General features: G+C 65.8%; 23 protein-coding genes. 14 read left to right on the top strand and 9 right to left on the bottom strand.

Going from position 1 to position 23,992, the window contains the following annotated elements; genetic code table 11:
• Positions 1-246: 246 nt before the first annotated feature.
• Positions 247-1,524 (bottom strand): 4-aminobutyrate--2-oxoglutarate transaminase, encoded by a 1,278-nt coding sequence (locus JO391_RS06210; protein WP_220663418.1) that lies wholly within the window; start codon positions 1,522-1,524, stop codon positions 247-249.
• Positions 1,525-1,708: 184 nt separating this feature from the next.
• Here JO391_RS06210 and dprA point away from each other — a divergent pair, with 184 nt between their 5' ends.
• The 3 genes from dprA to JO391_RS06225 all read left to right on the top strand — a co-directional run bounded on the left by dprA (position 1,709) and on the right by JO391_RS06225 (position 7,100).
• Positions 1,709-2,896 carry a DNA-processing protein DprA gene (gene dprA, locus JO391_RS06215; protein ID WP_220663420.1) on the top strand — a complete coding sequence of 396 codons (1,188 nt, stop codon included), beginning with the start codon at positions 1,709-1,711 and terminating at the stop codon, positions 2,894-2,896.
• Between the two features lie 511 nt (positions 2,897-3,407).
• Positions 3,408-6,032 carry a type I DNA topoisomerase gene (gene topA / locus JO391_RS06220; protein WP_220663422.1) on the top strand — a complete coding sequence of 875 codons (2,625 nt, stop codon included), beginning with the start codon at positions 3,408-3,410 and terminating at the stop codon, positions 6,030-6,032.
• A gap of 6 nt (positions 6,033-6,038) precedes the next feature.
• Positions 6,039-7,100 (top strand): DUF1036 domain-containing protein, encoded by a 1,062-nt coding sequence (locus tag JO391_RS06225; protein ID WP_220663424.1) that lies wholly within the window; start codon positions 6,039-6,041, stop codon positions 7,098-7,100.
• Here the strand turns inward: JO391_RS06225 and choV are convergent.
• The 3 genes from choV to choX all read right to left on the bottom strand — a co-directional run bounded on the left by choV (position 7,097) and on the right by choX (position 10,072).
• On the bottom strand, positions 7,097-8,125 hold the full coding sequence (gene choV, locus JO391_RS06230) for a choline ABC transporter ATP-binding protein (RefSeq protein WP_220663426.1): 1,029 nt from the start codon (positions 8,123-8,125) through the stop codon (positions 7,097-7,099). The genes JO391_RS06225 and choV overlap by 4 nt on opposite strands.
• Complete coding sequence (choW, locus tag JO391_RS06235) at positions 8,122-9,057, bottom strand: choline ABC transporter permease subunit (RefSeq protein ID WP_259444833.1); 936 nt, start codon at positions 9,055-9,057, stop codon at positions 8,122-8,124. The genes choV and choW overlap by 4 nt, the downstream gene beginning before the upstream one ends.
• Before the next feature lie 85 nt (positions 9,058-9,142).
• Entirely contained in the window at positions 9,143-10,072 is a 930-nt protein-coding gene (gene choX, locus JO391_RS06240; RefSeq protein ID WP_220663428.1) for a choline ABC transporter substrate-binding protein, read from the bottom strand.
• A gap of 91 nt (positions 10,073-10,163) precedes the next feature.
• Here choX and betI point away from each other — a divergent pair, with 91 nt between their 5' ends.
• The 5 genes from betI (at position 10,164) to JO391_RS06265 (ending at position 14,495) form a co-directional block, all read left to right on the top strand.
• The gene (gene betI / locus JO391_RS06245; RefSeq protein ID WP_220663430.1) at positions 10,164-10,748 is read left to right on the top strand and encodes a choline-binding transcriptional repressor BetI; all 585 of its coding nucleotides are present in this window, start codon (positions 10,164-10,166) and stop codon (positions 10,746-10,748) included.
• Positions 10,745-11,740 (top strand): threonine ammonia-lyase, encoded by a 996-nt coding sequence (locus JO391_RS06250; protein ID WP_220663432.1) that lies wholly within the window; start codon positions 10,745-10,747, stop codon positions 11,738-11,740. The genes betI and JO391_RS06250 overlap by 4 nt, the downstream gene beginning before the upstream one ends.
• Positions 11,737-13,395: a choline dehydrogenase gene (gene betA / locus JO391_RS06255; RefSeq protein ID WP_220663434.1), complete on the top strand. Its 1,659-nt coding sequence runs from the start codon at positions 11,737-11,739 to the stop codon at positions 13,393-13,395. The genes JO391_RS06250 and betA overlap by 4 nt, the downstream gene beginning before the upstream one ends.
• Before the next feature lie 158 nt (positions 13,396-13,553).
• On the top strand, positions 13,554-14,183 hold the full coding sequence (locus tag JO391_RS06260; protein WP_310795063.1) for a thermonuclease family protein: 630 nt from the start codon (positions 13,554-13,556) through the stop codon (positions 14,181-14,183).
• Positions 14,184-14,255: 72 nt separating this feature from the next.
• Positions 14,256-14,495: an HP1242/YdcH family protein gene (locus tag JO391_RS06265; RefSeq protein ID WP_220663436.1), complete on the top strand. Its 240-nt coding sequence runs from the start codon at positions 14,256-14,258 to the stop codon at positions 14,493-14,495.
• Between the two features lie 6 nt (positions 14,496-14,501).
• Here the strand turns inward: JO391_RS06265 and JO391_RS06270 are convergent, their stop codons facing one another.
• The 4 genes from JO391_RS06270 to JO391_RS06285 all read right to left on the bottom strand — a co-directional run bounded on the left by JO391_RS06270 (position 14,502) and on the right by JO391_RS06285 (position 18,147).
• Entirely contained in the window at positions 14,502-14,954 is a 453-nt protein-coding gene (locus JO391_RS06270; protein WP_220663437.1) for an SRPBCC family protein, read from the bottom strand.
• A gap of 64 nt (positions 14,955-15,018) precedes the next feature.
• Complete coding sequence (locus JO391_RS06275; protein ID WP_220663438.1) at positions 15,019-16,416, bottom strand: helix-turn-helix domain-containing protein; 1,398 nt, start codon at positions 16,414-16,416, stop codon at positions 15,019-15,021.
• 58 nt (positions 16,417-16,474) lie between these two features.
• Positions 16,475-17,692, bottom strand: coding sequence for a multidrug effflux MFS transporter (locus tag JO391_RS06280; RefSeq protein ID WP_375155701.1), 1,218 nt, complete (start codon positions 17,690-17,692; stop codon positions 16,475-16,477).
• A gap of 101 nt (positions 17,693-17,793) precedes the next feature.
• Positions 17,794-18,147: a DMT family protein gene (locus tag JO391_RS06285; RefSeq protein WP_220663441.1), complete on the bottom strand. Its 354-nt coding sequence runs from the start codon at positions 18,145-18,147 to the stop codon at positions 17,794-17,796.
• Between the two features lie 172 nt (positions 18,148-18,319).
• Between JO391_RS06285 and JO391_RS06290 the strand changes: the two genes are divergently transcribed.
• The 6 genes from JO391_RS06290 (at position 18,320) to JO391_RS06315 (ending at position 23,503) form a co-directional block, all read left to right on the top strand.
• Entirely contained in the window at positions 18,320-19,852 is a 1,533-nt protein-coding gene (locus JO391_RS06290; protein WP_220663443.1) for an acyl-CoA carboxylase subunit beta, read from the top strand.
• 23 nt (positions 19,853-19,875) lie between these two features.
• Positions 19,876-20,277 carry a DUF6497 family protein gene (locus tag JO391_RS06295; RefSeq protein WP_375155688.1) on the top strand — a complete coding sequence of 134 codons (402 nt, stop codon included), beginning with the start codon at positions 19,876-19,878 and terminating at the stop codon, positions 20,275-20,277.
• Positions 20,278-20,362: 85 nt separating this feature from the next.
• Positions 20,363-20,524: a hypothetical protein gene (locus tag JO391_RS06300; protein ID WP_220663445.1), complete on the top strand. Its 162-nt coding sequence runs from the start codon at positions 20,363-20,365 to the stop codon at positions 20,522-20,524.
• A 123-nt stretch (positions 20,525-20,647) separates the two neighbouring features.
• Positions 20,648-21,040, top strand: a complete 393-nt coding sequence (locus JO391_RS06305; protein WP_220663446.1) for a hypothetical protein — start codon at positions 20,648-20,650, stop codon at positions 21,038-21,040.
• 121 nt (positions 21,041-21,161) lie between these two features.
• The gene (locus tag JO391_RS06310; protein WP_220663448.1) at positions 21,162-21,374 is read left to right on the top strand and encodes a hypothetical protein; all 213 of its coding nucleotides are present in this window, start codon (positions 21,162-21,164) and stop codon (positions 21,372-21,374) included.
• A gap of 125 nt (positions 21,375-21,499) precedes the next feature.
• The gene (locus JO391_RS06315) at positions 21,500-23,503 is read left to right on the top strand and encodes an acetyl-CoA carboxylase biotin carboxylase subunit (protein ID WP_220663450.1); all 2,004 of its coding nucleotides are present in this window, start codon (positions 21,500-21,502) and stop codon (positions 23,501-23,503) included.
• 17 nt (positions 23,504-23,520) lie between these two features.
• On the opposite strand, the gene JO391_RS06320 is transcribed toward JO391_RS06315, so the two are convergent.
• Positions 23,521-23,958 carry a DUF4174 domain-containing protein gene (locus JO391_RS06320; protein WP_220663452.1) on the bottom strand — a complete coding sequence of 146 codons (438 nt, stop codon included), beginning with the start codon at positions 23,956-23,958 and terminating at the stop codon, positions 23,521-23,523.
• Between the last annotated feature and the right edge of the window lie 34 nt (positions 23,959-23,992).

Raw genomic sequence — 23,992 nt, forward strand, 5'->3', positions numbered from 1 at the left:
GTTCGGTCAGATGAGCAGACAGGCCGGACAGGATGCGCCGTCCCGCCACCTCGTAGCCGAGGCCTTCGATGAGGATGCCGCTTTGGCCCATGGCCCGCCGGATTAGCGGCTTGGGCGTGGTCGGGCAAGGGCGGCGGGGGCGGGGCGCTGACGGATTGCGCTTGGCGCGGGCGGGCCGCCGGTGCGCGGGCCGCATGGAAAAGGGCGGGGAAATCCCCGCCCTTCCAGGTCGTTCCTGTCCGGGGATCAGGCCGCGCGGGCGGCGGCGACTGATTCTTCCAGGATGCCGAGCGCTTCGGTGAAATGCGCCTCGGGGATGGTGATCGGCGCGAGGAAGCGGATCACGTTGCCATAGACGCCGCAGGTCAGCAGGATCAGGCCGCGCTTCAGCGCCTCGGTCCGGACCCGGCCTGTGAAGCCGGCATCGGGTTCGTGGGTGGCGGGATTGGCGAATTCCACGGCGACCATGAAGCCGGGGCCGCGGATGTCGATGATCTCGGGCGTGGTGGCGCGGATCGCTTCCAGCTTCTGCTTCAGGCGGCTGCCCAGTTCATTGGCGCGGGCGCAGAGGTCTTCCTCCTCGATCACGTCCAGCACGGCATGGGCTGCGGCGACGCCAAGCGGGTTGCCGGCATAGGTGCCGCCAAGACCACCGGGGTTGGCCGCGTCCATCAGGTCCGCCTTACCGGTGACCGCCGCGATCGGCAGGCCGCCGCCCAGGCCCTTGGCCATGGTGGTGAGGTCTGCCGCGACGCCGTAGGCTTCCATGGCGAACATGGCGCCGGTGCGGGCGAAGCCGGTCTGCACCTCGTCGGCGATCATGACGATGCCATGCTTGTCGCAGAGCGCGCGGATCGCCTTCACCAGGTCGGCCGGGGCGGGGTAGAAACCGCCTTCGCCCTGGACGGGTTCGAAGATGATGGCGGCGACGCGGGCGGGGTCGAGATCGGCCTTGAACAGCTTTTCGATGCCGGCCATCGCGTCCTTGGTGGAGACGCCATGCGGACCCATCGGGAAGGGCACGTGGAAGATGCCCGGCATCATCGAGCCGAAGCCCTTCTTGTAGGGCTCGACCTTGCCGGTCAGCGCCATGCCCATGAAAGTGCGGCCATGGAAGCCGCCGCCGAAGGCAATGACGGCATCGCGGCCCGTGGCGACGCGGGCGATCTTGATCGCGTTCTCGCAGGCTTCCGCGCCGGTGGTGACGAAGATCGTCTTCTTGGCGAAATCGCCTGGCACCGCGGCGTTCAGCCGTTCGGCGAGGTGGATGTAGCTCTCGTAGGGAATGACCTGGTGGCAGGTGTGGGTGAAGCGGTCGAGCTGGGCCTTGACCGCCGCCATCACCTTCGGATGCCGGTGGCCGGTGTTCACCACGGCGATGCCGGCGGCGAAGTCGATGTAGCGATTGCCCTCGATGTCCCAGAGTTCCGCGTTCTCGGCGCGTTCGGCATAGATCTGGGTCATCATGCCCACCCCGCGCGAGATCGCCTCGTCGCGGCGGCGGGCGACATCTGCGTTCAGCATGGTCCTCTCCGTCGGTTGGCCCCGGGCCCGGGGCGGATGACGACATTTGATCAAACTTTGGGCGGAGGTTCAACGGGGGATCGGCGGGTGCTGATCGCGCGTCGTGCGAGTCTGTGGGGACGATTCACCTCACGTTAACTGGAACTGGCGCAACCTCCGAATCGCGAATGAGGCGAGGTGCAGAATGGCTGCGGATCGGACCGTCCAACCCACACCCCACCCCACACCCCTGGGCGAAGACCCGGTCGACTGGCTTCGTCTCATTCGTTCCCGCCGGGTCGGACCGACGACCTTTCACCGGCTGGTCGCCGACCACGGCGATGTGCGCCGCGCGCTGGCTGCGCTGCCGGATATTGCCCGGGCGGCGGGTGTCGATGGATATGAACCCTGCCCGGTCGACGTGGCGCGGGCGGAGTTGTCGCGCGGTCGGGCCGCCGGGGCGCGGCTTCTGCGCCACGGCGGTCCGGACTACCCGCAATCCCTGATGGATCTGCCCGATGCGCCGCCGCTTCTGTGGTGCCTGGGCGATGTGTCCTGGCTGTCGCGCCCTGTGGTGGCGCTGGTGGGCGCGCGCAATGCCTCGTCCCTGGGCCAGCGGATGGCGCGGCGCTTGGCCGAATCGCTCGGGCAGGCGGGCCAGGTGGTGATTTCGGGTCTCGCGCGCGGCATCGATGCCGAGGCGCACCGCGCGGCACTGCCGACCGGCACGGTGGCGGTGATGGCGGGGGGCGTGGATGTGCTGTACCCATCTGAAAATGCAGCTCTCTACGCGGATGTTGCCGCGAGGGGCTGTCTTGTCAGCGAACAACCGATGGGCTGCGAGCCTCAGGCGCGGCATTTCCCGCTGCGCAACCGCATCATCTCTGGCCTGTCGCGCGCCGTGGTGGTGGTGGAGGCAGCTTCGCGGTCGGGCAGCCTGATCACCGCGAAAGAGGCGCTGGACCAGGGTCGCGAGGTTCTGGCGGTGCCGGGCCATCCGTTCGACGCCCGCGCCGCAGGCTGCAACCAGCTGATCCGCGAAGGCGCTGTTCTGGTGCGTAGCGCGTCCGACGTGCTGGAGGCGCTTGGCATGGCGGCCGTGCCCGAGCCGGGGCAGGGCGTGGATGCCCCGCCAGAGCCCGTGACGATGCCCGCGGCACGCCGGTCGGCAACCGTGCTGCCGGGGCCTGTGCCAGTTCGGCGTCCGCTCACCGAGATCGCGGCACTGCATGGCCGCATCCTCGACCGGCTGGGGCCGAGCCCGCTGGCCGAGGACCAGCTGATCCGCGACCTGGCCGAGCCGGCCTCGGTCATCGCACCGGAGCTGGTGGCGCTGGAGCTAGAGGGGCGCATCCACCGCGCGGCGGGCGGGCTGTTGAGCCGTGTAGGTTGATTGGCGGCGCCCTTGGAGCGGCGCGGCATGAACGGCCGGGCGGGCGGAAATGGGCAGGTTGTGACGGTTTGCCGGTCGGTCGTTCCCGTCGACGATAGCTGATTGCAAAGGCGGACGTCGGACGGGCGAGCAACCCTTGACTGTCGGGCGTGCTCGATGAGGCCAACCAGATCGGGCCAACCTGAACTGGTCTTTCGGTCCGGCAAGGACAGCGACCGGGGACGGGTTCTCGCGCGGTGCAAGTTTCGTTGCGCGGCCAGTTGGACCTGTAGACCCGCTCCGGGATTCGATGCCAATCCTTCGCAGGCAGGGTTGCTTCAGGACGCCTTCGCCGGGTCTTCGCAGAAGGCAAACCGGGCGACTGAGGTTGAGGGGTTTGGTGGGCAATTGTCTTTGCCTTGTCGCGGCGCAAAGGTCGCCTGCACCTCTGGCGGTTGACAAACCCCCGCCTACCTCCCCATGTAGCCCGGCCCGCGCCGGATTGGGCGTATCGGTTGGCTCAGGGGTTTTCATGGCTGTCGTTGTTGTCGAGTCTCCGGCCAAGGCCAAGACAATCAACAAATATCTGGGCGACGACTACACTGTCCTCGCTTCGTACGGACATGTGCGCGACCTGCCGGCCAAGGATGGATCGGTGGATACCGAGCACGATTTCGGCATGACCTGGGAGGTTGCGCCGGAAAGCAAGAAGCATGTCCGCGCCATTGCCGAGGCGCTTAAGACCGACGACACGCTGATCCTGGCAACCGACCCCGACCGCGAGGGCGAAGCGATTTCCTGGCACTTGCAGGAGGCGCTGGCCTCCAGCCTGAAGAAGGGCAAGAAGGTCGCCCGCGTCACGTTCAACGCCATCACCAAGGATGCCGTGACCCAGGCGATGAAGGCCCCGCGCGAGGTGGACCAGGCGCTGGTGGATGCTTATCTGGCGCGCCGTGCGCTGGATTACCTGGTGGGCTTTACCCTGTCGCCGGTGTTGTGGCGCAAACTGCCAGGGGCGCGGTCGGCGGGCCGAGTGCAGTCGGTCTGTCTGCGCCTGATCGTCGAGCGCGAGATGGAGATCGAGGCCTTCCGCGCGCAGGAATACTGGACGGTGAAGGCAGTTCTGACGACGCCGCGCGGGCAGGACTTTGAGGCGACGCTGACCGTCCTTGGCGGCAAGAAGCTGCAGCGCTTCGACATCCCGACTTCGGAAGCGGCCGAGATTGCGGTACAGGCGGTCCGGTCGCGGCCCCTGAAGGTTGCCGCGGTGGAGGCCAAGCCAGCGACGCGCAACCCCTGGCCACCCTTCATGACCTCGACCCTGCAGCAGGAGGCGAGCCGCAAGCTGGGCATGGGGGCGCGGGCCTGCATGAATGCGGCGCAACGGCTGTATGAGGCCGGGCACATCACCTATATGCGGACCGACGGCATCGACATGGCGCCCGAGGCGGTGTCGGCGGCGCGGGCCGAGATCGGCGCGCGCTTCGGCGCTTCTTACGTGCCGGACAGCCCCCGTATCTACAAGAACAAGGCGAAGAATGCGCAGGAAGCGCATGAGTGCATCCGGCCGACCGACATGGGGCTTTCGCCCGAGAAGCTGCGCGCCGAGGAGGATCAGCGCCGTCTCTACGACCTGATCTGGAAGCGCACGATCGCCAGCCAGATGGCCAGCGCCCGGCTGGAGCGGACCACGGTGGATGTGGCGAGCCCGGACGGCGAAGTGGCGCTGCGGGCTACGGGGCAGGTCGTGCTGTTCGACGGGTTCCTGAAGGTCTATGACGAGGGCCGCGATGACGACGGCGACGACGAAGGTCGCCTGCCTCAGATCATGGCTGGCGAGCCGGCCGAGAAGAAGGCCGTCACGCCTGACCAGCATTTCACGCAACCGCCGCCGCGCTATACCGAGGCTTCGCTCGTCAAGCGCATGGAAGAGCTGGGGATCGGGCGGCCATCGACCTATGCCTCGATTCTGGCCACCCTGGTCGAGCGGGACTATGTGGCCAAGGACAAGAACCGGCTGATCCCGCAGGACAAGGGGCGGCTGGTGACTGCCTTCCTGACCAACTTTTTCCGCCGTTATGTGGAGTATGATTTCACCGCGGATCTTGAAGAGGAACTGGACGATGTCTCGGCCGGGGCGCGCGATTACAAGGACGTGCTTGCGCGGTTCTGGCGCGATTTCTCGGCCGCCGTGGCCGAGACGGCCGATCTGCGCATCGGCGAGGTACTGGACAAGATCGACGAATTCCTCTCGCCGCACCTCTATCCGCCGCGGGCGGACGGGTCTGACCCGCGTATCTGCCCGACTTGCGGCACCGGGCGGCTGCACCTGAAGACGGCGCGGTCGGGCGGGGCCTTCATCGGCTGCGGCAACTATCCGGAATGCCGGTATACCCGGCCGATCTCGGGCGGGGAAGAGGGCGCGGGCGGTGAACGGGTGCTGGGCACCGACGAGGCGGGCAACGAGATTGCGCTGAAGGATGGGCGGTTCGGTCCATATGTCCAGCGCGGCGAGGCCACCGAGGACCGGCCGAAGCCGGACCGGGCCAGCCTGCCCAAGGGCTGGGCGCCGGCCGAACTGACGCTGGAGCGGGCGCTGGAGCTGTTGTCGCTGCCGCGCAAGGTCGGGCCTCATCCCGAGGACGGCGAGATGGTCGAGGCCGGGATCGGCCGGTTCGGGCCCTATGTGAAGCATGGTTCCACCTATGCCAACCTGCCCGAGGTGGAGGAGGTCTTCACCATCGGCATGAACCGGGCGGTCGAGGTGCTGGCGCAGAAGGCGAGCCGGGGGCGTGGCGCGCGCACCGTGGCGGGCCCGTTGAAGGTGCTGGGCGCGCACCCCGATGGCGGCGAGGTGCAGGTGATGCCGGGCCGCTATGGGCCTTACGTCAAGTGGGAAAAGGTCAACGCCACGCTGCCCAAGGGCATGGAGCCCGAGGCGGTGACGCTGGAGGAGGCGCTGGCGCTGATTGCCGAGAAGGCTGGCAAGTCGGGCAAGAAGGCGCCGGCGAAGAAGGCCGCGGCAAAGCCTGCGGCCGATAAGGCGGCGAAACCGGCGGCGAAACCGGCGGCGAAAAAGGCCCCGGCCAAGAAGGCTCCGGCAAAGGCGGCGGGCGCGAAGAAGGCACCTGCAAGGGCGGCGAAGTCAGAGGAGTAGGGGAACATGCGGCTCGTGGGTCTGTCGGCGGGGCTGGTTCTGGTGGCAACCGCGGCGCAGGCCGACCTGACCGCCTGCAACCGCACCGATGCGGTGCAGAAGCTGGCCATCGCCTACAGCGATGGCAGCCAGTGGGTTTCGGAAGGCTGGTGGGGCCTTCAGCCCGGCGAGTGCAAGCTGGTGTTGCCCGGGCCTTTGGCGCAGCAGCACTACTATTACACGCTGTCGGACGATCCGGGTTTCGCGGGCGAGGGCTATGCCTTCTGCGTGACCTCAGAGCCGTTCACGCTGCCGGGTGCGGATGGCGATTGTGCTGCCCTAGGGGGCGAGCAGCGGCCCTTTGCGCATGTGGACACCGGGACCACGGCGGAGAACTTCACCTTCGAGGTGACAGGTCCGCGCGCGCCCGTGGTGAAGGGCGAGGTCGAGGCGCCGATGATCGGCGTGCCGGATCATGCGGCGGACATGGGCGGCGATGAAGCGGCGATCGCCGCTTTCGAGCCGGGCACGCATGGCGAGCCCTTCACGGTGCTGGGCCTGATGCAGGGGTGTTCGGCAGAGGGGGAGGTGCCGGACTGCACCTTCTATGCCGAGGGTTGGCGCTGGATCGCTGCGGCGGACGGGGTCAGCAATGCGGCCGCGCTGGCGGCGATGGCGGACTTGCCGGTGAATGCGCCGGTGATCGTGACGGGCGACATGGTCAGCATGGGCGACATCACCGTTGATGCGGCGGTGTCGAAGATCGAGCCGGGCGAGCCTGATCCCTGGGCGGGCCTGCGCGATGCGGTGCAGGGCGACTGGGTTTCGGCCGAAGATCCCAAGGCGGCATTGCGCGTGGACGGGTCGGAGCAGACCGACATCTACGACGGCGAGGTGCTGTCGGTTTCGGTGATGACCTTCGCGGATGCCTGCCCGGAGGGAGAGCCGATCGGGCCGGTGTTCTTTACCCAGGTCATGGGCGGCGATCCGGAGGATCTGTTCTGCTATGCCGTGGTGGAGATCACGCCCGACCGGATGGAACTGTCCTACATCGGGCGTGGCAACACGCTGGTCTATCGGCGGCCCTAGCCGCGCGGGTTGACGAGCCGGCCCATCAGGTGGCCGGGCCGGACCACGCCGACGCGAGTGCCGGCCTCTGTAACCGCCATTTCGGTGACGCCGTCGCGCATGGCTTCCATGATTTGCCTGACCGGGGTTTCCACGTCCACCGCCAGCAGGGCCGAAGTCTCGCCCTTGTCCATCACGTCGCGCGCGGTCAGCACGCCAAGCGGGTTCATGTGGGCCACGAAATCGGCGACGTAGTCGCTGACCGGGTTGGCGATGATCTCGCGCGCGGTGCCGCATTGCACGATGCGCCCGCCTTCCATCAGCGCAATGCGGTTGCCGATCTTGAAGGCCTCGTCGAGGTCGTGGGAGACGAAGACGATGGTGCGCTTCAAGCGGGCCTGAAGCTCCAGCAACTCGTCTTGCAGGCGGGCGCGGATCAGCGGGTCCAGCGCCGAGAAGGGTTCGTCCATCAACAGGATCGGCGCCTGGGTGGCGAAGGCGCGGGCAAGGCCAACGCGCTGCTGCATGCCGCCCGAAAGCTCGCCCACGCGGCGGTCGGCCCATTGCGTGAGGTTCACAAGGGCGAGTTGCTCATCGACCTTGGGCTTGCGTTCGGCGGGCGACTGGCCGGCGAGTTCGAGGCCGAGGCCCACGTTCTCGCGCACGGTGCGCCAGGGCAGGAGGCCGAACTGCTGGAACACCATGGCGATCTTGGTCGCGCGCAGGCGGCGCAGCGTGGCGGGATCGGATTTTGTGACCGAGGCCATGCGGTCGCCGTCAAGCACCCGCACTTCGCCCCGCACCACGGGGTTCAGAGCGTTCACCCCACGCAGGAGCGTGGACTTGCCCGAGCCGGACAGGCCCATCAGTACGAGGATCTCGCCCTCGCCGACCGAAAGCGAACAGTCGTGCACGCCCAGGACCTGGCCGCAGCGTTCCTGCACTTCGGCGCGGCTGAGGCCCTTGTCCATGTGGGGCAGGGCTTCCAGCGGGCGTTCGCCGAAGACGATGGAGACCTTGTCGAATTCGACCGCGTTGCGAGTCATTTGCGCGTCACCCTCAGCATGCGGTCAAGGACGATGGCCACCACGACGATGATGAAGCCGGATTCGAAGCCGAGCGCGGTGTTGACCGAGTTCAGCGCGCGCACGACCGGCACGCCAAGTCCGTTGGCGCCGACCAACGCCGCGATCACGACCATGGACAGCGAGAGCATGATGGTCTGGTTCAGGCCCGCCATGATCTGCGGGAAGGCCCAGGGCAGTTCCACCTTCCACAGCCTCTGGCTGTCGGTGGCGCCGAAGGCGGTGGCGGCCTCCATCAGCGAGACGGGGGTGGAAGAGACGCCGAGGTGGGTCAGGCGGATCGGCGCGGGCAGAACGAAGATCACGGTGGCGATGAGGCCGGGCACCATGCCGAGGCCAAAGAACACGATGGCCGGGATGAGATAGACGAAGGTTGGCAGGGTCTGCATCAGGTCGAGGATCGGCGACATGGCCGAATAGAGCTTTGGCCGGTGCGCGGCGGCGATGCCGATGGGCACGCCAATGCCCATGCAGACAATGCAGGAGGTGAGGATCAAGGTGAGGCTTTCGGTGGTTTCCTCCCAGTAGCCCTGGTTCAGGATGAACAGGAAGCCGAGAAACACGCCAAGGCAGATCTTCCAGTTGCGCTGCAACACCCAGGTCAGGGCGACGAACAGCGCAACGACGACCAGCGCGGGCGGTGCCTGCAGCAGCCAGAGGATGCCGTTGATCAGCGCTTCCAGCGTGTTCGAGATTGCCTCGAACAGCCAGCCGAGATTGTCGTTCATCCAGTCGAAGATGCGCTTCGAGGCCTTGCCGACGGGGATCTTGGCGTCGCCGTTGAACCAGTCGGATGGGGGCGGGAAGAAGGGCGCATCCTGGGCGCTGACTTGACCGGCCAGGCCGGTCAGCATCGCCACCATTGCAGCTACCCTCGTCTGGAATGACCTCAACGCCTCTCTCCTTCCGGGACTGGCTGCCATGCGCGGAGATGGGGAAGGCCCGCGCGCCTTGCGACAAGCGGGCCTTTGGATGCGGTTACTGCAGTGCCGCGGTGACGGCAGCCACGGCGTCGCCGCCGTCCTTGGTGGTCACGCCGTCGAGCCAGGGTTTCCAGGCATCCGGGTTCGCCGCGAGCCAGGCCTTTGCGGCATCGCGCGGGTCTTCGCCGTCGTTCAGGATGGCGCCCATGATCTCGTTCTCCATCGGCAGCGAGAAGACGAGGTTCTGCAACAGCTTGCCCTGGTTCGGACATTCGGCGACGTAGCCCGCGCGTACATTGGTCGCCACGATGGCACCGCCGAAGTTCGGGCCGAAGTAATCGTCGCCGCCTGTCAGGTAGGTCATCTTGAAGTTGGCGTTCATCGGGTGAGGTTCCCAGCCAAGGAAGACGATCGGCTTGCCGTCCTTGTCTGCGCGCGCGACTTCGGCCAGCATGCCTTGTTCGGAGCTTTCCACCACCTCGAATCCGTCGAGGCCGAAGGGACCGGAGGCGATCATGTCCATGATCAGGCGGTTGCCGTCATTGCCCGGCTCGATGCCGTAGATCTGTGCGCCGAGCGCGTCCTTTGCGTCCTTGATGTTGCCGAAGTCGGTGATGCCGGCGGCGGCGCCGGCCTCGTTGGTGGCCAGCGTGTACTTGGCGCCTTCCAGGTTGGTGCGAACGGTGTCGACCTTGCCGGCGTCGCGGTAGGGGGCGATGTCGGCCTCCATCGTGGGCATCCAGTTGCCGAGGAAGACGTCGATGTCGCCCTGGGCAAGGCCGGTATAGGTGACGGGCACCGACAGCACCTTGGTCTCGGTCTCGTAGCCAAGCGCCTCCAGCACCAGGGTGGTGGCGGCGGTGGTGGCGGTGATGTCGGTCCAGCCGACATCGGAGAATATCACCTTGTCGCAGCCCGCGGCATGGGCCGAGCCCGCGAGGGCGAAGGCCGTGGCCGAAGCCAGGAGGACGGAACGGAAGGTCATCGGGGGCTCCCTGTCTTTTTGTTGATTGACGGCTCAATAAACATCGGGCTAGCTCGGTCTGGCAAGCATTTTCTGTGCAGGTTTTGCGACAATGCCCAAGCTGGGGATGGAGCCTATCCGGAAGGCGGCGCTGGTCAAGGCGACGATCCTAGAGATCGGGCGTGTGGGCTCGCTTGACGTGACGGTCAGCCAGATCGCCAAGCGTGCCGGGGTGTCGGCGGCTCTGGCACATCACTATTTTGGCGCCAAGGAAGATATGTTCCTGGCCGCGATGCGCCATATCCTGGCGCTGTACGGAGCCGAGGTGCGGGGCGCGCTGGCGCTGGCGCACGGACCGGAGGACAGGCTGCGGGCGATTCTGACGGCAAGTTTCAGTCCCGCCAACTTTCGGCGCGATGTGGTCGGAGCATGGCTGAACTTCTGGGTGCTGGCGCAAAGCCAGCCGCAGGCGAAGCGACTGCTGGCGGTCTATCAGCGGCGCCTACGGTCGAATCTGCTGACCTGCCTTCGGCCACTGGCAGGGAATCGGGCGGAAGAAGTGGCGGACGGCTTGGGTGCGCTGATTGACGGGCTGTATCTGCGCGAGGTGCTGAAAGAGGGCGCGCCGGACGGCAAGGCGGCGGTGCGCGTCGGGCTGGATTACCTGTCCAATGCGCTGAAGGGTGGTCCGCTATGACGGTTCTGCCCACGCAGGCGCGGCTCGCGCAGGCTTACGCCGTGACACGCGGTGCCACGCGGCGCACGCTTTTGCTGGACTCCGAAGCGCTGGCTTTGGCCACGGGCGCGGCGCGGGTCTTTGTGAAGGCCGAGAACCTGCAGCGTGCGGGCAGCTTCAAGCTGCGCGGGGCATTCTGGCGGCTGTCGGTGCTTGACGCGGAAGAACGGGCAAGAGGCGTGGTGGCCTATTCCTCGGGCAATTTCGCGCAAGGGCTGGCGGCGGCGGGGCGCGATCTGGGCGTGCCAGTCACCATTGTCATGCCGGTGGACGCGCCAGAGGTGAAGCGGCGCGCGACCGAAGCATTTGGGGCGCGGGTGGTGCTGTCGCATCATGGCGACCGGCCGCGGGAAGAGGTGGCGTCCGACCTTGCGAAGCGGCTCGCAGCGGAGGAAGGTCTGGCGTTGCTGCACCCCTTCGACGATCCCGAGATTGTCGCCGGGCAGGCGGGTGCCGGGCTGGAGGCGCTGGAGCAGCTGGCCGAAGCCGGGGCCTTGCCCGATGTGGTGCTGTGCCCTGCGGGCGGTGGCGGGCTGATGGGCGGCGTTGCGCTGGCTTTGCGCGCGGCCGTCCCCGAGGTGCGGCTGATCGCGGTGGAACCCGCAGGCTACGACGGCATGGGCGAGAGCCTGCGCCGGGGTGAGCGGGTCCGGGTGGCGGGCGGCGCCACCATTTGCGACGCACTTCAGGCCACCATGCCGGGCGAGGCCACCCTGGCCGCCTGCCGCGCCGCCGGGGTGGAGGGGGTGGCGGTCACCGATGCCGAGGCGGCAGCGGGAATGCGCGCGGGCTTCGAGGCGCTGAAGCTGGTGTTGGAGCCTTCGGGCGCCGTTGCCATTGGCGCAGCGCTTTCGGGCCGGGTGCCGCTGGACGGCGCCACTGTCCTGATCTTTGCCACGGGCGGCAACATTCCCTTCGACCGCTTCGCGGCCCAATTGCTGAGAGAGACATGACTTCGGATTTCGTGATCGTCGGCGCCGGTTCGGCCGGCTGTGCCATGGCGTATCGGTTGGCCGAGGCCGGGCGTTCGGTGACTGTGATCGAATACGGCGGATCGGATGCCGGGCCCTTCATCCAGATGCCAGCGGCGCTTTCCTACCCCATGAACATGGGGATCTACGACTGGGGGTTCCAGACCGAGCCGGAGCCCCACCTCGGCGGGCGCCGGCTGGCAACGCCGCGCGGCAAGGTGATCGGCGGGTCGTCCAGCATCAACGGCATGGTCTATGTGCGCGGCCACGCCAAAGATTTCGACACCTGGGCCGAGATGGGGGCGCAGGGCTGGGCCTATGCCGACGTGCTGCCCTATTTCCAGCGGCAAGAGCATTGGCACGGCCATCATGACGGGGGCGAGCCCGACTGGCGCGGCCACAAGGGGCCGCTCCACATCACCCGCGGCCCCCGGTCGAATCCGCTGTTCCACGCCTTCATCGAGGCGGGGCGTCAGGCCGGATATCCGGTGACGATGGATTACAATGGGCAGCAGCAAGAAGGCTTCGGCCCGATGGAGGCGACGATCTGGAAAGGGCGGCGCTGGTCTGCCTCCAACGCCTATCTGAAGCCGGCCATTGCGACGGGGCGGGTGACCGTCGTGCGCGCCCTCGCGCGCAAGGTGATCATCGAGAACGGCCGCGCTACCGGGGTCGAGGTGATGCGCAACGGTGCGGTCGAGGTGATTACGGCAGGGCGCGAGGTGGTGATCGCTGCGTCGTCGATCAACTCGCCCAAGATTCTCATGCTGTCGGGCATCGGGCCGGGGGCCCATCTTGCCGAGCACGGCATCCCCGTGGTGGCCGACCGTCCCGGCGTCGGACAGAACCTGCAGGATCACCTGGAAATCTACATGCAGTTCGCTGCCGCGCAGCCGGTGACGCTGTACAAGTACTGGAACCTTTGGGGCAAGGCGATGGTGGGGGCGCAGTGGCTGTTCACCGGCAAGGGGCTGGGGGCATCCAACCAGTTCGAGGCCTGCGCCTTTATCCGGTCGAAGGCCGGCGTGGAATATCCTGATATCCAGTACCATTTCCTGCCCATAGCGGTGCGCTACGATGGCAAGGCGGCGGCGGGCGGTCACGGGTTCCAGGCCCATGTCGGGCCGATGCGGTCGAAGTCGCGCGGTGCCGTGACCCTGCGATCTGGCCGCCCCGAGGATGCGCCGGTGATCCGCTTCAACTACATGTCGCACCCTGATGACTGGGAGGATTTCCGCACTTGTATCCGCCTCACGCGCGAGGTCTTCGGGCAAGAGGCGTTCAGGCCCTTCGTGAAATCCGAAATCCAGCCGGGCGCCGCCTTGCAGTCGGACGACGAGTTGGACGGGTTCCTGCGCGAGCATGTGGAAAGCGCCTATCACCCCTGCGGTACGGTGCGCATGGGGCGGCGCGACGACCCGACGGCCGTGGTGGACCCAGAGGCACGGGTGATCGGGGTCGAAGGGTTGCGCGTTGCCGACAGCTCGATCTTCCCGCAGGTGACGAATGGCAACCTGAACGGTCCTTCGATCATGGTGGGCGAGAAAGTGTCGGACCACCTTCTGGGACGCACGCCGCTGGCGCCTTCGAACGCCGAGCCCTGGATCAACCCGAACTGGCGGACCAGCCAGCGCTAGGAGACCGGTCCGTCTTTGGAGAAGTCTGCTCTTCACTCTTCTTGGGGAAGGGTCAGAGAAGTTAACTGATTTTCAACCTTTGGCTTGAAGGAAGCGGGAATCTGCCCCATCTCGGGGCCATGTTAACACTTCGTTCAAGTATTGTTCTTCTTTCGGTTGTGCTCGCGTTGCCCGGTCATGCAACGGATCTGGCGCAGCTGGCTGGTCCTGCCCGGGCGGTGGACGGCGATACACTGGAAATCGGCGCGGAGCGGGTCCGGATCTTCGGCGTGGATGCCCCAGAGCATGACCAGAGCTGCATTGCGCAGGGCGCTGAATGGGATTGCGGCGCCTATGCCCGCAAAGCCCTCGCAAAGCTGGTTGCGGGGCAGGAGGTGGCCTGCACCGGCACCGGACGTGACCGCTATGACAGGCTCCTTGCCCGGTGCGAGGTCGGGGGAGCGGATGTCGGCGCATCGCTCGTGGCCGCGGGGGCCGCCATGGCCTATGTCCGATACTCCCGCGATTACCTGGGTGAAGAGAAGGCGGCTCGCGCTGCGGGCCTGGGCATCTGGCGCGGCACGCTGGAGGCGCCCGAGAGCTTTCGCCATGACCGTCAGGTGGTCGTCGCCCAGGCTGTGCCGGGGGATTGCGCGATCAAGGGCAACATCTCGGGCAACGGGCATATCTACCATGTGCCGGGCCAGGAACACTACGCCGAGACTCGCATTGATCCAAAGCGCGGCGAGGCCTGGTTCTGCACCGAGGCCGAGGCTCGGGCCGCGGGGTTTCGCAAGGCAAGGCAGTGATTTGATCCGCGTCAAGGAGAGCGGCGCTTCACGCCGCTAGGGTTTCTTCATCGGAAGAAGAAGGAGACCGCGATGTCCAATACGCCGCACACCTTGCAGGAAGAATTCCCGGCGGATGCCGAACGGATAACCGCGCTGAAGGGCGCAAACGCGCATTTTGCCCGGCTGCTGGAGGACTATGACGCCGTCAATGACAAGGTGCACCGCGCCGAGACACGGCTGGAAGCCGTGACCGAGGATGTCGAGCAAGACCTACGACGCCGTCGTTCGTCCTTGAAAGATGAAATCGCGCGGATGCTGCGCGCCGCCTGACAGGCCTCAGGCGGCTCCCGGCGCGGGGGCCGCCTGTTCGATCTTGGCACCAAGTTCGCTGAACATCCGGTTCGCCCGTGCCACGACAGCATCATCCCTGCCCGCAATCAGACGCCCGGCAAGCCCGCTCGCTGCCAAGGAACCGTCCCAAGAGATACGGCAACCGCCAGCTTCGCCAGCCAGGGTCAGTTCGGTCCGGCTGCTGAGGCGCCCGGTCACCACGTTGCCCGCCTTCATAACGACGATTGCGCCGCTGCGCAGCGGTTCGAGCTTCATTTCCACATCCATGCCGATCGGCACCGGACCTGCATATTCGATTCGCAGGACATAGCTGTCGGGTCCGGTGGCCTGGACGCCGCGACAGGCAGGAACGACCGAAGCAATCATGTTTGGATCACGAAGCGCGGCCGCAACCTTGGATGACGGGGCGCGGACGAATACGGAACCGGCGACCTGCATACAATTCTCCTCGTTTGCGCTCGCCTAGCGAAAACGCCGCGCGGTGGCAAGGCCCCGATCCGGCCTAATCGGCCATCTCATAGGGCAAGAGGCCACGTCGGTCGGGATCGACCTTCAGGCGCCGTTCAAGAGGCGGAACCGAGCGCTGGTGGCAACCGCGCCGGTCGCAGATCCGACAGGAAATGCCGATGGGTTCGAACAGGCCCTTCAGGTCCAGACCGTCGGAATACACAAGCTGAGGCGCGTGCAGCACTTCGCAGCCGAGCCCGATTGCATAGCGGCGCACGGGCGCATGGAAGGAACCTCCCGGTTTCGAGACGTCGCGCGCGAGGCAGAGGTAGCGCACGCCATCAGGCGTTTCGGCCAGCTGCCGGAGGAACTGGCCGGGCGTTTCGAAGGCGCGGTGCACGTTCCACAGAGGGCAGGCCCCGCCGAACCGAGCGAACTGAAGCCGCGTGGCGGAGTGGCGTTTGGTGATCGTGCCCGCCTGGTCCACGCGCACAAAGAAGAACGGGATGCCCTTGGCGCCCGGCCTTTGCAACGTTGACAGCCTGTGCGCCACCTGTTCGATCGATGCACCGAAGCGGTCGGCGAGTTGTTCGAGGTCGTGGCGTGTTTCGCCCGCGGCTGCAAGAAAGGCGCGGTAGGGCATAAGCGCCGCGCCAGCGAAGTAGTTGGCCAGACCGATCTTGGCGATGTCGCGCGCCTCGGGCGTGGCAAAGCGCGCGAGGTCCAGCGTCGCTTCCAGCAGTTCGTTCTGCGTGAGCAGTGCCACCTGCGTCAGAAGCTGAAACCGCTGCGTCGGGCCTGAGATGCGCGCGGATATGTCGAGCCGCCGGGTGGCCGGGTCATAGTGACGGATCAGCGGCATTTCGGCGAAGTGCAGCGTGATCCCGCGTCGGGCCAGCGCTTCGCGCACGGCCTGGATCAGGTCCTTTTGCCCGGAAAGCCCGCTCGCGAAGTGCTCGGCCGCACGGTCCACGGCATCGATGTAGTTGTCGCAATAGTGGAAGAAGTCGCGCACTTCTTCCCAGGGGCTGGGGCGTAGCGCCGCGTCCTCGCGGCCAAGCGCCTCGTCGAGGGAGGCCAGGCGCTCATGTGTCTGGCGATAGGCGCGATGCAGGTCGAGGAAGGCCCGCGCCAGAGCCGGGGCGTTCGAGGCGGCAAGCCGCAGGTCTGCCAGGGGCGGGGCGGACTTGGCAAACACCGGGTCGGCAAGTGCCTCGCGCATGTCGCTGACAAGGCGTTCGCTTTCGCCCACCGTCAGTTCCGTCACGTCCAGCCCGAATTCCTGCGCCAAGGCCAGCACCACCGCGGCCGAAACCGGGCGGTGGTTGTTTTCCATCTGGTTCAGGTAGGGCAGGGACACCGACAGCTTGTCGGCAAAGACCTTCTGGGTCAGGCCAAGCCTGCCGCGCATCTCGCGGAGCTTGGCTCCGGCGTACAGTTTTTGCGTGGCCATGTTTCCCCCGGAGTTTGCAAAGCCGAAGATGCCTTTGCAAAGCCCTCGTTGGCAAGTGTCAGCCCTGTCGCAGCCTGCGCTCGCGCGCCATGACCCAGAAGATCGACACGAGAGACAGGGCCGACGTGGCGACCATTAGCATGACAAGAGCCAGCGCACTGCCGCCTGTCTGCAGCACCCACCCCGCCAGGGCCGAGAGCGCCGCACCGCCGCCGATGGTGATGGCGCCGCCAAGCCCGGCGGCCGATCCGGCCAGTTGCGGGCGAACCGAAAGCATGCCGGAGTTTGCCGAAGGCAGCATGATGCCGTTGCCAAGGCCGACCGAGACGGTCAGGCCGAAGAACAGGGCCGGATGCGAGAGGCCTGCGAATTCCAGCGCTGCCAGCAGCAGAAGGCCCAGGGTCGTTGTCCAGGCTCCGGCCATGATCATGCGGTTGATGCCCATACGCATGGCAAAGCGGCCGGAAAGGAAATTGCCGATCAAGTAGCCCACGGCCGGAGCGCCGAAGTAGAAGCCGAGCGTGGCGGCATCCAGACCGAAGATACGGGTGCCGACGTAGGGCGAGCCGCCAAGATAGGCAAAGAAGGCTCCAGAGGCGAAGGTTGAAGCGCCCACATAACCCCAGAACCTCTGCGAGCGCAGGAGTTCGGGATACTGACGAACCTGAGCTCCGAAGCTGGCCGACCGGCTTTTCGCCGTTTCCCCCTGGTCTGCCCAGACCAGGACCAGAAGCCCCGCTGCTCCACCGGCCAGCACCCAGAAACTGGCCTTCCAGCCAAACACCTCGTCCAGCGCCCCGCCGATCACGGGACCGACCATCGGCACGACAGACATGCCCATGGTGACATATCCGATCATCGAGGCCGCCTCGTCCTGCGAGACGATATCACGGACCACGGCGCGGCTGAGTGTGAAGGCGGTCGCCACAGCGGCCTGCACCATGCGGGCAGCGATGAAGACCGCAAAATTCGGCGCGAAGATCGCCACCAGCGTCGCCAGCAGGAACACCCCGACCGCGCCCAACATCACGGGACGACGACCGAACCGGTCGGAGACAGGACCGATCACCAGCTGGATCGCTGCCGTCATGGCCAGGTACAACGACACGGAAAGCTGCATCAGCGCGTAGTCAACGCCGAAGTACGCAGCCATCGAGGGCAAAGAGGGCAGGAAGATGTTGAGCGACAGGGCCGCCAGCCCCGACACGAGGACCAGGGTCAGAATGTGCGGGGGGGTCCGGCGGTCAAGCAACCGGATTTCGGGGCGGGACTGGATCGACATGCAAACGGGCTATCCTCAGGCGCCACGAATGTCCATGCCGACCCCGCCAAGCCCTGTGGCATGCTGTCGCCGCTGTTTGCAGCGACGGCCGTGATTCACGACCACTTGTGGAAGATGAAGAACCCGCCGGCCGCAATGCAGGCAAAGCCGACCAGGTGGTTCCAGTGCATCGGCTCCTTCAGGTAGAGCGTCGAGAAGAAGGCGAAGATCGTCAGGGTGATGATCTCCTGGATGGTCTTCAACTCGGCGGCAGAGAAATGGCCGTAGCCGATACGGTTGGCCGGAACCATAAGACAATACTCGAAAAAAGCGATGCCCCAGCTGATCAGGATGGTCTGCGGCAGTGGCGAATGGACGTTCTTGAGGTGGCCATACCAGGCAAAGGTCATGAACAGGTTCGAGGCGATCAGCAGGCCGATCGTGATGAACGGGATGGGCAGATTGGGCATCGCGGTCTCCGGAAAGGGTGCCTTCCAATAGACCAGCGGACTGCACTGAACCATGCTTCGCTACTTTTCATTATGCATCGTAGTCGCTGCCAAAGCTTTGCAAATTTGCGTCAATCCGCTTCCGGCAGGGAGTAGCCATCGCTATGCTGCGACTGCATTCAGGGAGGACGGCATGAAGGACATCCTGCACGAGCTGGAAAAGCGCCGTGACGTGGCTCGCATCGGTGGCGGTCAGCGCCGGATCGACGCGCAGCACGCCAAAGGCAAGCTGACTGCGCGCGAGCGGATCGAGCTTCTGCTGGACGAGGGCTCTTTTGAAGAGTTCGACATGTTCGTGGCACATCGGTGCACCGATTTCGGTATGGAAGAGACCCGAACGCCGGGAGACGGTGTGGTCACTGGCTGGGGCACCATCAACGGCCGGCAAGTCTATGTGTTCAGCCAGGATTTCACCGTCCTTGGCGGCTCGGTCAGTGAAACCCATGCCGCGAAGATCTGCAAGATCATGGACATGGCGATCCAGAACGGGGCACCGGTGATCGGCATCAACGATTCCGGCGGCGCCCGCATCCAGGAGGGGGTAGGGTCGCTGGCGGCCTATGGCGAAGTGTTCCAGCGCAACATCCTGGCATCGGGCGTGGTGCCGCAGATTTCCCTGATCATGGGGCCCTGCGCCGGCGGCGCCGTCTATTCGCCGGCGATGACCGACTTCATCTTCATGGTGAAGGATAGCTCCTACATGTTCGTCACCGGCCCCGACGTGGTGAAGACGGTGACCAATGAACATGTCACCGCCGAAGAACTGGGAGGCGCCTCGACGCATACCCGCAAGTCCAGCGTGGCCGACGGCGCCTATGAGAACGATGTCGAGGCGCTGGCCGAGACCCGCAGGCTGTTCGACTTCCTGCCCCTGAACAACCGCGAGAAGGCGCCGGTCCGCCCCTTCTTCGACGACCCCGCGCGGATCGAGAAGAGCCTGGACACGCTGGTGCCGGACAATCCTAACCAGCCCTATGACATGAAGGAACTGATCGTGAAGATCGCCGACGAGGGCGACTTCTTCGAAATCCAAAAGGACTTTGCGGGCAACATCATCATCGGCTTCATCCGCATCGAGGGGCAGTCCGTCGGCGTGGTCGCGAACCAGCCCATGGTGCTTGCAGGATGCCTGGACATCGATGCCAGCCGGAAGGCCGCGCGTTTCGTACGGTTCTGCGATGCCTTCGAAATCCCGATCCTGACGCTGGTGGATGTGCCCGGCTTCCTGCCTGGCACCTCGCAGGAGTATGGCGGGGTCATCAAGCATGGCGCGAAGCTGCTGTTCGCCTACGGCGAGGCGACGGTGCCGAAAGTCACGGTGATCACGCGCAAAGCCTATGGCGGCGCCTATGACGTGATGTCGTCCAAACATCTGCGCGGCGATTTCAACTATGCCTGGCCCACCGCGGAAGTGGCCGTGATGGGCGCGAAGGGGGCGGTCGAAATCCTCTATCGCAGCGAGTTGGGCGAGCCGGAAAAGATCGCGGGCCGAGTGAAGGACTACGAGGACCGCTTCGCCAATCCCTTCGTCGCCGCCGAACGCGGGTTCATTGACGAGGTGATCATGCCGGCCTCGACCCGGCGGCGCGTGGCCCGCGCCTTCGCCTCGCTGCGCGGAAAGAAGCTGTCGAATCCCTGGAAGAAGCACGACAACATTCCCCTGTAGGATCAGCGTAGGGGGAAGCGGCGATGGGAAGCGGATGGGAAGAAGGGACGGGTGCCGCTGAAGGGGGCGCGGTCCTGGTGAAGGCGGGGGAGACAATCGTCGTTCCCTCGGGCCAGCCGGTCACGTTGCAGGACGTGATCTGGAACGAGCCCGGCCCATCCGGCCTGACCTTCCGGTTCCGCTTCATCGCGCCACAGATCGCCCAAGGCGGCACCATCGACCCCGAGACCGCTTCCGCCGACATGGCCGCGCTTTGCCAGAATTTCGCCTTGCCGCGCATCGACCCGAACGGGCCGCAGCCGGCCCAGATCATCATCTCGCTTTCGGACCAGCCCGTGCCTTTCGGAGAAGTCTTGCCCGACGTGACCCAGTTTTTCGAAGCCTACCGTGTCGAGAATGGCACCTGCATCTGGGAGATGTTCTGATGCCCACAACCTGCGGCAGACTGTCATTGCGACTTGGCGCAAAGCCGGTCTATGCTTTCTCTCGGACAAGTGAATGGAGGTCCGAATGCGCCTTTCTGCCGTGCTTATCTCGACCATGCTGCTGGCCGTCCTGGCAGGCTGCGTCAACACCGACACCGGCCCTTCGCCGAATGCCGACGACAACCCCTCGGCGATCGGTGCCGGCGAGGCGGCTGACGCGGATACCCAGGGCCGCGCGGCCCGCTGAGTTCCGCTCGCTCTGCCTGCCCGCGCTTGCCGTTCAGACGGCGCGGGCAGGACGGACGCAACGGGAACCGGCCCTGCTTGAAAGGACCGCCCCCAGGCGAACCGCTGCGAATGGGGGGCTGCCATGCTGAAGCATCGCGGCTTCCCCGGTCGACTTCCAAGCAGCGACTTCCAGTTCACGATCCGCCGCGCCAACAAGGCGGGCGCGACCAAGATCTTCAAGCGCGAGCGTTTCAAGGATCGCAAGGCCGTGGACCGGCGGGCGGACGAGGCCTTCATGGCCGCGCTCTGGCAGTATTTCGGCGAAGAACCTTTCGAACGCGGCAACCTGGATGCCGGCCGCCTGTCCTGGCTCTTTGGCCGCGAGGTCGTCCCGGCCGAAGACCCTTTCGATCCCGAAAGCTATGAAGCCTTGCTGCGCATCGACCGTCGCCGGGCCGAGGCGTCTTTCCCCCAGGTCTTCGCGCCCGAGGCGCCAGCGGTCGTATTCGACGACTGGGAGGACGACGACGAATGACCTTCTCCCTCGCCCCGCACGTTGTTGCCACTTTGTCCGTGTCAGGGGTTTTGCCCTTTGACACCATTGTGACCTGCGGCGATAGTGCGCGGCGAAGAATTGCACTAGGAGGCAGAGCAACATGCGTATTCTCACCGTTTCGGCCCTTCTGGCCGTACTGGCCGCAGCCGGCTGCACCAACCAGACGGTTGGTGAGCGCGCCCTCATGGGCGGCATCGCCGGCGGTCTTGTCGCTGGCGCGACCGGCAACAACGTGGCGGGTGGCGCGGCCATCGGCGCGCTTGGCAACGTGGCTGCGGCCTGTATCGCCGACGCAAACGCGCCGGGCTGCTGATCCTGCACCTGCATCCGTCTGGTCGCTGACCGGACAACACAGCCTTTCGCGCGCCGCCGGGTAGTTCCCGGCGGCGCGTTCACGTTTGCGCATGGCCCACCGCGCACCAGAGGGACGGAAGTGAAATGTTCAAGAAGATCCTGATCGCCAACCGGGGAGAGATCGCCTGCCGGGTCATCAAATCGGCCCGCAAGATGGGCATCAAGACCGTGGCGGTTTACTCTGACGCCGACCGCAACGCTCTGCACGTAAGAATGGCCGACGAGGCGGTGCACATCGGTCCGTCCCCTGCCGCGCAAAGCTACATCGTGATCGACAAGATCATGGCCGCGATCAAGGCCACGGGTGCCGAGGCAGTTCACCCCGGCTACGGGTTTCTTTCAGAAAACATGCACTTCGCGGCGGAACTTGAGAAGGCGGGTGTTGTCTTTATCGGCCCGCCCAGCCCCGCGATCGAGGCGATGGGCGACAAGATCACCTCGAAGAAGATTGCCAGGGAAGCCGGGGTTTCCACCGTTCCCGGCTACATGGGCCTCATCGCGGATGCCGAGGAAGCGGTAAAGATCGCGCGCGAGGTCGGCTATCCGGTGATGATCAAGGCCAGCGCCGGCGGCGGCGGCAAGGGCATGCGCATTGCCTGGAGCGATGACGAGGCGCGCGAGGGTTTCCAGTCCTCCAAGAACGAGGCGGCGGCCAGCTTTGGCGACGACCGGATCTTCATCGAGAAGTTCGTCACGCAACCGCGCCACATCGAAATTCAGGTTCTGGCCGACAAGCACGGCAACTGCCTTTACCTGAACGAGCGCGAATGTTCGATCCAGCGACGCAACCAGAAAGTCATCGAAGAGGCGCCTTCTTCCTTCCTTGACCCGGCCACCCGAAAGGCAATGGGCGAACAGGCCTGCGCCTTGGCACGGGCCGTGGGCTACACCAGCGCCGGCACGGTCGAATTCATCGTGGATGCGCAGCGCAACTTCTACTTCCTGGAAATGAACACCCGCCTGCAGGTGGAACACCCGGTCACGGAACTCATCACCGGCGTGGACCTCGTGGAACAGATGATCCGCGTCGCGAACGGAGAGCCGCTGCCCTTCACGCAAGCCGATGTGAAGATCAACGGCTGGGCCATGGAAAGCCGGCTTTACGCGGAGGATCCCTACCGCAAGTTCCTGCCCTCCATCGGTCGCCTCACGCGCTATCGTCCCCCGGTGGAAGGCTCAACCGCCTCGGGCGGCATCGTGCGCAACGATACCGGCGTCTATGAGGGCGGCGAGATCAGCATGTATTACGACCCGATGATCGCCAAGCTTTGCACCTGGGGCCCCACGCGAGATGCGGCGATAGAAGAGATGCGGCTCGCGCTCGACACCTTCGAGGTCGAGGGAATCGGCCACAATCTGCCGTTCTGCGCGGCGGTGATGGACCATCCGCGGTTCGTTTCGGGCGACATCTCCACCGCCTTCATCGCGGAAGAGTATCCCGAGGGCTTCCAGGGCACCACGCTCGCGCCCGATCTCATGCGCCGTGTGGCGGCGGCAGCGGCGGCGATGAACCGGGTGGCCGAAATCCGCCGCACCCGCATTTCCGGCACGATGGACAACCACCGCCGCAAGGTCGGCGACGACTGGGTGGTGGCGCTGAACGGCGACACCTTCCGCGTGGCCATCGCGGCCGACCCGGAAGGCTCCACCGTCACCTTCGATGATGGTACGGCGCACCGCGTGACATCCGACTGGACGCCGGGTCAGCACCTCGCCCGCGTGATGGTGGATGGCCGGCCCCTGGTGATGAAGGTGGCCAAGATCCCCATGGGCTTCCGCCTGCGCCTGCGCGGCGCCGACCTGAAATGCCACATCCAGACCCCTCGCCAGGCCCAGCTTGCCGAGTTGATGCCTGAAAAGCTGCCCCCCGACACGTCGAAGTATCTGCTGTGCCCGATGCCGGGCCTGGTGGTGAAGATCGCGGTCGAAGTGGGTCAGGAAGTGCAGGAAGGCCAGGCACTTGCCACCGTCGAGGCGATGAAGATGGAGAACATCCTCAAGGCCGAACGCACGGGCGTGGTGAAGGCGATCCGCACCTCGGCCGGGCAAAGCCTGAAGGTGGACGATGTGATCATGGAGTTCGAATAGGTGGCCCGCGCGGCCGCCTACCGGCCCGAGGGGTTGCGTTCCAGCATCTCCTCGCGGCGCAAGGGGAAGCGGTCGATGGTATGCGTGATCTCGCGCATCGACCAGGGCGAGGGCTGGCGGCGTTTCACCTGTCCGTCCTTGTCCAAGAGGACCAGCGAAAACCCGCGAGGTCGCAGCCTCTGGCGGGCATCGGACCGGGCGGCGGGATCGGTGTCGGTGATCACCACGACGTCGCGCTCTTCCAACTCGGCCAGGCCACTGTTGATCGCCGCCATCTGGCGGATGAACTGCGGATCGTCGGGCCGGTCGGCGAAAACGACGACGGGCCGGCGCTGCCACAGGAAATCGGCCAGCACCACATCGGCCGCCGGCACGGGGCCGACGGCGGGGGGCTCTTCGGCCAACGCGGCCAGTGGCAGCAATGCCAGTGCAACAAGGACATGAAGCGGTTTCATGGGACCTCCCTGCCTTGGATATAGGCACGAAGTC

Origin of the sequence: Neotabrizicola shimadae (assembly GCF_019623905.1) — a bacterium.
GTDB lineage: Bacteria > Pseudomonadota > Alphaproteobacteria > Rhodobacterales > Rhodobacteraceae > Neotabrizicola > Neotabrizicola shimadae.